The organism is Pseudomonas edaphica (assembly GCF_005863185.1).
Classification (GTDB): Bacteria; Pseudomonadota; Gammaproteobacteria; order Pseudomonadales; family Pseudomonadaceae; genus Aquipseudomonas; species Aquipseudomonas edaphica.
Map to the genome: position 1 here is coordinate 1 of NZ_VBVZ01000247.1, position 8,588 is coordinate 8,588.

The window sequence follows — 8,588 nt, forward strand, 5'->3', positions numbered from 1 at the left end:
GACCGAGGTGATGCTATCGCAGGCAAGCCAGCTCCCACAGAGGTGCCCACGTTCAGCTTTGTGGGCAGCCTTGGATTACTCAGCTTTGTCTTTAGCCTGGTGCTTCACAATGATATCCACCAAGCGCTGAGCCAGCGCCGGGTAGTTCTCATCAAAGTGATGCCCGCCCGGCAGCTTCACAGCCTCGCCTACGGCAGTGGTGTCGGTGCAACCACTCTCGTTGACTTCTTCAGCACCGTAGATGCACACCACTTTATCGGCTGGCAGCTTGGCCATTTCCGGGCCAGTGGCGGCCTCTTTGCCGGCATTGCCCAGCCAGCCTTCCACTTCGATTTCAAAGCTGCCAGTGCGTGCGAATGCGAGCAGGATAATGGCGTCGACACGCTGCTGTTCGCTTTCCGGCATGCGGTTGTAGATCGCTGGCAGTACGTCGGCGCCGAACGAATAGCCGGTCAGTACGAAGCGCTTGGTGCCCCACTTCTGGCGGTAGTGCTGCATCAGCTCGGTGAGGTCTTTGGCGCTTTGTTCCGGGGTCTTGTGCTGCCAGTAGTAGCGCAGGGTGTCGATGCCGACCACCGGGTAGCCGATCTTGGCCATTTCACCGGCCACATCGCGGTCCAGGTCACGCCAGCCGCCATCACCGGAGAGGAACAAGGTAACGGTGTCCTTGGCTTGGCCAGCCGGTACTTCGACCACCGGAATTGCCAGGCCGCCGTTGTCCGAACCGACCAATTGCTTGCGCAGTTCGTTGTTCAGTACTTGTGGGTAGTGAATGTCGTAGTCGCTGATGCTGGTAGTCGCGCGCGGTGTATCGCGTACGAAACTGGCGCTTTCATCGTCAGGGTTATCGTTCCACGCCACCAGCCAATTGCCATGGGCAGAGGTCTTCGGCAGTGGGTCCTTGCAACCTTCCTGAACCAGGGCGAAGCCGACGGAGATGGCGTTGGCCTTGTCGTCGTTCTGTGTGGCCAGCCAGCGCCAGGCGAGCGCGGCGCCAGGGCCGATGCCGCTGACCAGCGTCGCCGGGCCTTTAAGCTGGGCCAGGGCGCTTTGCAGGGCTTGTTCCTGCAACTTGCAGTCATCTTTTGGCAGGATCACTTGAACGATTTGCGCCGAGCCGCCCTGGCTCAGGGCAATCAGTTGGCTGTCGCTCAAGGTCTCATCGGCCATTACAGCCACGGCCACGCGGGCCTTGGCCGAGCCGTTAGGCGTCACACGGGTCATCACCGAACCGTCGGCCTGGGGCAGTTGTTCCAGGATCGGTTGCGGGGCAGGGCGGTTCCAGTACCAAAAGCCACCCGCCGCGATCAGCGCGAGCAGCACTACTAAGGCCAATACATACCGCCAGGAGCGTCGAATCATCAGCGTTTCACCAATCCAGTCAAGCCGCCCGCAATCAGGGCGGCGGTATCGGCCAGTGCCACCAGCGGATCAAGTCCTGCGGGCACGGCCATATAACGGGGTTCCCAGTCAGGCTGGAACTTGTCTTTGAAGCGGCGCAAACCTTGGAAGTTATACAGTTGCTCGCCGCGGCGGAACACCATCGAGCCCAGGCGTTGGGTCAGCGGCGCACCACGGCGCGGTTGCAGGCCCGACAACGGCACCATGCCGAGGCTGAAGCGGGCGTAGTCATGGTTCTTATAATGTTGAATCAGGCCAACCATCATGAATTCCATGGTCAGCTTCGGCGCCTCCGGGTGCGCACGCATCAGGTCGAGACTGGCCAGGTCATGGTTGTAGGTCTCGAGCAGGTTGGCGAAGGCTACCGGGCGCCCTTCGAAGCGAATGATCGCGATGCGAAAGTGCTTGAGGTAGTCGTCACTGAAACGTCCGAGGGAGAAGCCCTTTTCCCGCACGTTCTTGCCGGTCAGCCACGCATCGGAAATGACTTTGAGCTCATCCATCGGCGCCTGGCCCGGGTCGCAGATCTCCAGGGACAGGCCGTCCCGGGTGCCACGGTTCCAGGTGTAGCGCAGGTCCTTCATCTCTTTGCCCTTGGCTTCCAGGTCAAAGCGTTTGAGGTCGACGCGGGCTTCTTCGCCCAGCTTGATCGCGGTGAGGCCAATGTCCATGTAGTACGGCAGGTTCTCGGCGCGTACTTGATAGAACACTGGGCGCGCGTGATGGATATCGCACAGGTCGCGGAACTGCCAGATCATCTCCGCGCGGGGCTGAGTCGGGCCGATCGGGTCGTACAGGGCCACCAGGCTGCGCCCGCGACGGGCGTACATCAGGAAGGCTTCATCGTTGGGGTGGAACAGCAACGCCTTGTCGCCGGTCAGCGCCAGGCCGCCGTCGGGTTGCGAGGAGGCCATCAGGATCTTGGTGGCGCGCTCCAGCTCATCCGGTGTCGGCAAGTGAATGACCGGGCGCGCAGTGCGCAACAGCCAGGTCAACGACACGATCACCAGCAACACCGCCGCACCCAGCAATGAACGCAGGCCCCGTGGAGCGTTGGCGTCCAGGGTGAACTGCCACCACAGCTGATGGCTGTACGGCACGTCTTGATAGGCAAACAGCAGCAGCCAGATCGAGGCGCCCAGCACACAGACACTGGCCACCAGGTACAGCGGCGAGAACGGCAGCTCAGTCAGGCGGCTGGCGCGGTAAAACGAGCGACGGAAGATCGCCAGCAGCACCGCCGTCATGATCATCAGGCTGGCTTCTTCCCAGTCGAAGCCTTTGAGCAGCGAGAGCAGGGCGCCGGTCAGCAGCAGCACCATGGTCAGCATCCAGGCCGCCGACAAACGTCGACGCAGGCCTTGGGCGAGCAGCAGGCACAACACGCCGATCAGGCTGGCACCGAAGTGCGAGGCATCAATCAGGCGGTGGGGAATCAGGAAGCCGATGTTTTCCAGGCGTGAGTCGATTTCCGGCGTGGCGCCGGAAAACAGCAGGACCACGCCGGACAAAAAAACCAGTACGGCCAGCACCGGCGCCGCCAGGCCCGAAGCAACTCGCAGGCTTTGCTGGGTCTGGAACAGGCGCTGGGCTTCGTTGACCAACAGGAAGATACAGGCGATCAGCAGCGGCAGAACCACGTAGATCATCCGGTACAACAGCAGGGCGGCGGCCAATGGCGCGGCGCCGAGTTTGTCGGCAAACGCGGCCAGCAGAATTGCCTCGAACACGCCCACGCCACCCGGCACATGGCTGAGTACACCGGCAGCCAGGGCCAGCAAATACACCAGCAGGAACGGGCCGAACGGCGGCGCTTCCGGCAGCAACATATAAAGGACGGTGGCGGCAGCGGCCACATCCAGCGCGGTGATGATCAGTTGCAGGAAGGTCAGGCGGCGGCCCGGCAGGCGCAGCGTGCGACGCCCGGCCTTGACCAGCAGGTTGTCCGGGTAAGGTTGTTCCGGCAGGCGCCGGCGATAAATACCGATGCACAGTGCGACTGACAGCAGCAATACCGCGCCGGCGATGCCACCGAGCAAACCTTGGGACAAATGCAGGTAGGTCGAGGCCGCGGGCAAGTTGCTCAAGGTGGCCAGTGCGGCCAACGGCGGCAGGGCGGTACCCAAGGCCAGGCTGGCAAACACGGTCATGTGCGCCACTTCCGAGGCACCGATGCCATGGCGTGCATATAAACGGTAGCGTACTGAACCGCCCGAAAGCATCGACAACCCAATGGCATTGCCGATGGCAAAGGCGGTGAAGCCACCCATGGCCAGGGTCTTGGCCGGCAGCTTCACGCCGGCATAACGTGCGCCGGAGAATTCGTAGCCCAATAGAATGATGAAACCTGCGACCGCGGCGGCAAATGCGCCGAGCAAGGCAGGCTTGGGCACTTCCAGGATCGAGTCGTGGAGCGCGTAAAGGTCCAGTTCCAGCAGCAAGTGTCGGCAGGCGATCAGGGCGATAGCGAACAGCAACAGGGTGACGGCCAGCCCAATGGGTTGACGGTATTTGCTCAACAGATCCAGCCATCGCAAACGGGTGGGAGTGATCGGTTGTTCCGCTGTGACGGTGTCTTGTGGTTCAGACGAGTTGGCGCGCATCAATCACCTCGTGGATTGTGCGCGACAGGATGGAGGTATCCAGCCAAGTTACCAATCCCTATGGACAAAATAATTACAAATATTAACGCTTATCGTCGGGGGCGGCGACAGCGGCCATTGGTCGTAGAGGGTCGAGCTTGAGCACTGAGCATAGCTTGCAATGACATGGACTCTGCAAACCGAATACGGTTTCATGAAAGATGCCATACCATTGTTTCAGAAGAACTTTTTCACCGGATACAAAAAAGGCCACTCTTTCGAGTAGCCTTTTTTGATGTTTGGTTGCGGGAGCCGGATTTGAACCGACGACCTTCGGGTTATGAGCCCGACGAGCTACCAGACTGCTCCATCCCGCGTCTGTGGGCGGCATTCTACAGCCCAACGGCGAGGTGTCAACCGTTAATAGTCTGATGGGTCAAATAAGTGGAAATTAGTCACTCCACAGCCACCTTGTGCGGTAAGTGCAGGGTGGGCAACGTTTTTTCTGTCTTACAATTTTCATACAGGGCTAAAACAGGCACGCACAAAAAAGGCCACTCTTTCGAGTAGCCTTTTTTGATGTTTGGTTGCGGGAGCCGGATTTGAACCGACGACCTTCGGGTTATGAGCCCGACGAGCTACCAGACTGCTCCATCCCGCGTCTGTGTGTCGGCATTCTACAGAGGAACGCAGGTGTGTCAACCTGTGAATTGAAGAAAAGCGCTTGTGGTTCAAGCGGTTAGCTCTCCAAGGTGGGCTTCAAACGGCCTCGGGGCCAGTCTGGCCAAGGGTTTGGGCTCTATTGGTGGGTAGATTTCGATTGAGAAAATAAATTCATCTGGGAAATTTCCTACCGCTCTAACGGCAGATTCAAACTACTGGTGCTATATACAGGAGTGAGTGCGATACTGGCCGCCCGTTGGATTACACCCTCTGTTTATATGACGCAGCGCAAAATCATCCACGTCGACTGTGATTGCTTCTACGCCGCCATCGAGATGCGCGACGACCCGAGCCTGGCGCAAAAGCCCCTGGCGGTCGGCGGCTCGGCAGACAGGCGAGGAGTGATTGCAACCTGCAACTATGAGGCGCGGGCCTATGGCGTGCGCTCGGCCATGTCATCGCGCCACGCCTTGAAGCTGTGCCCGGACCTGACCATCGTCAAGCCGCGCATGGATGCCTATAAAGAAGCGTCGAAGGAAATCCAGACGATCTTTCGCGACTACACCGACCTGATCGAGCCGTTGTCGCTGGACGAAGCTTACCTGGATGTCTCCGACTGCCCGCATTTTGGCGGCAGTGCCACGCGCATCGCCCAGGACATCCGCCGGCGCGTCTCCAACCAGTTGCACATCACCGTGTCGGCCGGCGTGGCGCCGAACAAGTTTCTGGCCAAGATCGCCAGCGACTGGAAAAAACCCAACGGCCTGTTTGTGATCACCCCGGATCAGGTCGAAGACTTTGTGTCGCAGTTGCCAGTGAAAAAGCTGCACGGTGTCGGCAAGGTCACCGCCGACAAGCTGGCGCGCCTGGGCATCGAAGACTGCCTGCAACTGCGCGAGTGGAACAAGCTGGCGCTGGTGCGTGAATTCGGCAGTTTTGGCGAGCGGCTCTGGGGCCTGGCTCGTGGGATTGATGACCGTGTGGTGCAGAACGACAGCCGCCGACAATCGATCAGTGTGGAAAATACCTACGACGTGGACCTGCCGGATCTCTCAAGTTGCCTGGCGAAGCTGCCTGAGCTGATGGAAACCCTGGCAGGGCGCATGGCGCGTATAGACAGTAGCTACCGCGCGGGCAAGCCGTTCGTTAAGGTGAAGTTTCATGACTTTACCCAGACGACGCTGGAGCAGGCCGGGGCAGGGCGGGATCTGGAGAGTTATCAACAGCTGTTGACCCAGGCGTTTAACCGGGGCGGGAAGCCGGTGCGGTTGTTGGGGATTGGGGTGCGGTTGCTGGACCTGAGCAGCGGTAACGAGCAGCTTCAATTTCCCTGGTAGAAACCGGATCAAAAAATGTGGGAGCAGGCAAGCCAGCTCCCACATTTTGATTTTTATCCAGCCTGAAGTCTCAGCGTGCCCCAGGATCTGCGACGAGTCTTCCCGCATCCTTGGTCAGCGCCTGCAGAAACTCCTGCTGCAACTCCGGATCATTGCGCGTCAATTCGATCAGGCTTTGTTCCAGCTCGCTGGCTTCTTCCTCCAGGCCCAGCTCCGACAGGCGCTTGACCCGGTGCACCCATTGGTTCACTTCGTCATCTTCCAAGTCGTCGTAGATCAGGCCATGGGCTTCGAGCAACTTGCCGCGCAGGGTGTTGCTGATCGCCAGGGTCGAGTCGGAATGCACATCGTCCTGGCCATCTTCCACGCTGATCTTCAAGGTGCTGACGCGGTTCAGGTCCTGCTCGGCAAATGGGCTGTCCAACAGGTTCAGGCGCAGTACGCCATCGCGGTCGGTGGTCAGCTCATGGGTCTGCTTGCCGGCGGTAACTTGCACCGGGCGCTCGCTCCAGGGAAGGCTCGAATACTCCGTGCGCTTGTCGCGCTGCACTTCATCGATACCCGCCAGGTTCTGTTGCGCACGGCCGTGGGATTGCACGTTCATGAACGGGTTGATGCCGTCCACGCCGTAGCTCAGCCAGTCACGCGTCATGCTGGTGGGCAGGTTGCCGAGGGCGAAGATATTCACCACGTTGGCGCCCGCGCCCGCTACCAGTGCAACGGCACCCAAAGGCATCTCATAGAGTTTGCGCCAGGGCTGGTAGGGGGTGTAGCGATCGTAACGGCGGGTGACTTCGAACTCGGTGACCTCAAAGGTCTTCTGCTCGTGAATGCGAACCCGGCGTTGCGGTAGTTCCAGCACTTTGGGTTCGCCTACATCGATTTGCAGGCTGTGATCGAGCAACTTTCGCTCGACCCGCTCCTCGTGCTCGCTGCGTTGCGACATTTGATTGGCGCAGCCGCTGACCAGCAGGGCGCCGCACAAGGCGGCGCCCCCCAGGGCTCTGGTGTTTCGCTTGAACATGACTTCTCTTGATCTGGTTTTCAGCGACGAATACGCGCCTGAAGGAAAGACAGCACGTCAGCCACCGGCAACGGTTGGGCTTCGGCTTCGGTCCGGCTCTTGTATTCCAGATTGCCATCCGCCAGGCCGCGGTCACTGACCACGATACGGTGCGGGATGCCAATCAGTTCCATGTCGGCGAACTTGATGCCCGGGCTGGTTTTCTTGTCCCGGTCATCGAGCAGCACTTCAAAACCGGCAGCCGTCAGTTCGGCATACAGTTTGTCGGTGGCTTCGCGTACTTGCTCGTTGTCGTAGCGCAGCGGTACCAGGGCGATCTGGAACGGTGCCAGGGCGTCACTCCAGATGATGCCTTTCTCGTCGTTGTTCTGCTCGATGGCAGCGGCAACCACGCGTGATACGCCAATGCCGTAGCAGCCCATGTCCAGGGTGATCGGCTTGCCGTTCTCGCCCAGCACTTCGCACTTCATCGCCTTGCTGTACTTGTTGCCCAGCTGGAAGATGTGCCCGACTTCGATGCCGCGCTTGATTTCCAGGGTGCCCTTGCCATCCGGGCTTGGGTCACCGGCCACCACGTTACGCAGGTCGGCCACGGTCGGAACCGGCAAGTCACGCTCCCAGTTCACGCCGAAGTAGTGCTTGTCATCAATGTTGGCGCCGATACCGAAGTCGCTCATCAGCTCGACCGAACGGTCGATGATGATCGGCAACGGCAGGTTCAGCGGGCCCAGCGAACCAGCACCGGCGCCAATGGCGTCGCGCAGTTCGGCATCGGTGGCCATGACCAGCGGGCTGGCCACGCCAGGTTGCTGGGCAGCCTTGATTTCGTTGAGTTCGTGGTCGCCACGGATCACCAGGGCGATCAGCTTGCCTTCTTCTTCGGCGCGCACGATCAGGGTCTTGATGGTCTTTTCAATCGGCAGATTGAATTTTTCCACCAGGGCCGCGATGGTCTTGGTCTCTGGCGTGTCCACCAGGCGCAGTTCTTCAGCCGGTGCGGCGCGGGACGTTTCCCGTGGCACGGCTTCGGCTTTCTCGATGTTCGCCGCGTAGTCGGAACCGTTGCTGAACACGATATCGTCTTCGCCGGACTCGGCCAGCACGTGGAACTCGTGGGAGCCGGCGCCGCCGATGGAGCCGTTGTCCGCTTCAACCGGACGGAACTTCAGGCCCAGGCGCGTGAACACGTTGCAGTAGGCGGTGTGCATGCGGTCGTAGGTGGCCTGCAGGGACGCCTGGTCGGCGTGGAACGAGTAGGCGTCTTTCATGATGAATTCGCGGCCGCGCATCAAACCGAAGCGTGGGCGAATTTCGTCACGGAACTTGGTCTGGATCTGATACAGGTTCAACGGCAGCTGCTTGTAGCTGCTCAACTCGTTGCGCATCAGGTCAGTGATCACTTCTTCATGGGTCGGGCCGGCGCAGAAATCGCGGCCATGACGGTCCTTGAAGCGCAGCAACTCAGGGCCGTACTCTTCCCAGCGCCCGGATTCCTGCCACAGCTCAGCCGGTTGGGTGCTCGGCATCAACACTTCCAGAGAGCCGGCGGCGTTCATTTCTTCGCGAACGATGGCTTCGACC

General features: G+C 60.1%; 5 protein-coding genes and 2 tRNA genes. 1 reads left to right on the plus strand and 6 read right to left on the minus strand.

What is annotated here, in order from left to right; genetic code table 11:
• Window positions 1-75: 75 nt before the first annotated feature.
• The 4 genes from FEM54_RS17150 to FEM54_RS17165 all read right to left on the minus strand — a co-directional run bounded on the left by FEM54_RS17150 (window position 76) and on the right by FEM54_RS17165 (window position 4,644).
• The gene (locus FEM54_RS17150; RefSeq protein WP_138452077.1) at window positions 76-1,362 is read right to left on the minus strand and encodes a virulence factor family protein; all 1,287 of its coding nucleotides are present in this window, start codon (window positions 1,360-1,362) and stop codon (window positions 76-78) included.
• Entirely contained in the window at window positions 1,362-4,004 is a 2,643-nt protein-coding gene (mprF, locus tag FEM54_RS17155) for a bifunctional lysylphosphatidylglycerol flippase/synthetase MprF (RefSeq protein ID WP_138452079.1), read from the minus strand. The genes FEM54_RS17150 and mprF overlap by 1 nt, the downstream gene beginning before the upstream one ends.
• A gap of 279 nt (window positions 4,005-4,283) precedes the next feature.
• Window positions 4,284-4,360, minus strand: a tRNA-Met gene (locus FEM54_RS17160).
• 207 nt (window positions 4,361-4,567) lie between these two features.
• Window positions 4,568-4,644: transfer RNA gene (locus FEM54_RS17165), tRNA-Met, on the minus strand.
• 280 nt (window positions 4,645-4,924) lie between these two features.
• Here FEM54_RS17165 and dinB point away from each other — a divergent pair.
• Complete coding sequence (dinB, locus tag FEM54_RS17170; protein WP_017139741.1) at window positions 4,925-5,983, plus strand: DNA polymerase IV; 1,059 nt, start codon at window positions 4,925-4,927, stop codon at window positions 5,981-5,983.
• A 70-nt stretch (window positions 5,984-6,053) separates the two neighbouring features.
• On the opposite strand, the gene FEM54_RS17175 is transcribed toward dinB, so the two are convergent.
• Window positions 6,054-7,007, minus strand: coding sequence for a hypothetical protein (locus tag FEM54_RS17175; protein WP_017139742.1), 954 nt, complete (start codon window positions 7,005-7,007; stop codon window positions 6,054-6,056).
• 20 nt (window positions 7,008-7,027) lie between these two features.
• The coding region (locus FEM54_RS17180) for a proline--tRNA ligase (protein ID WP_138452081.1) at window positions 7,028-8,588 on the minus strand (1,561 nt) is incomplete at its 5' end.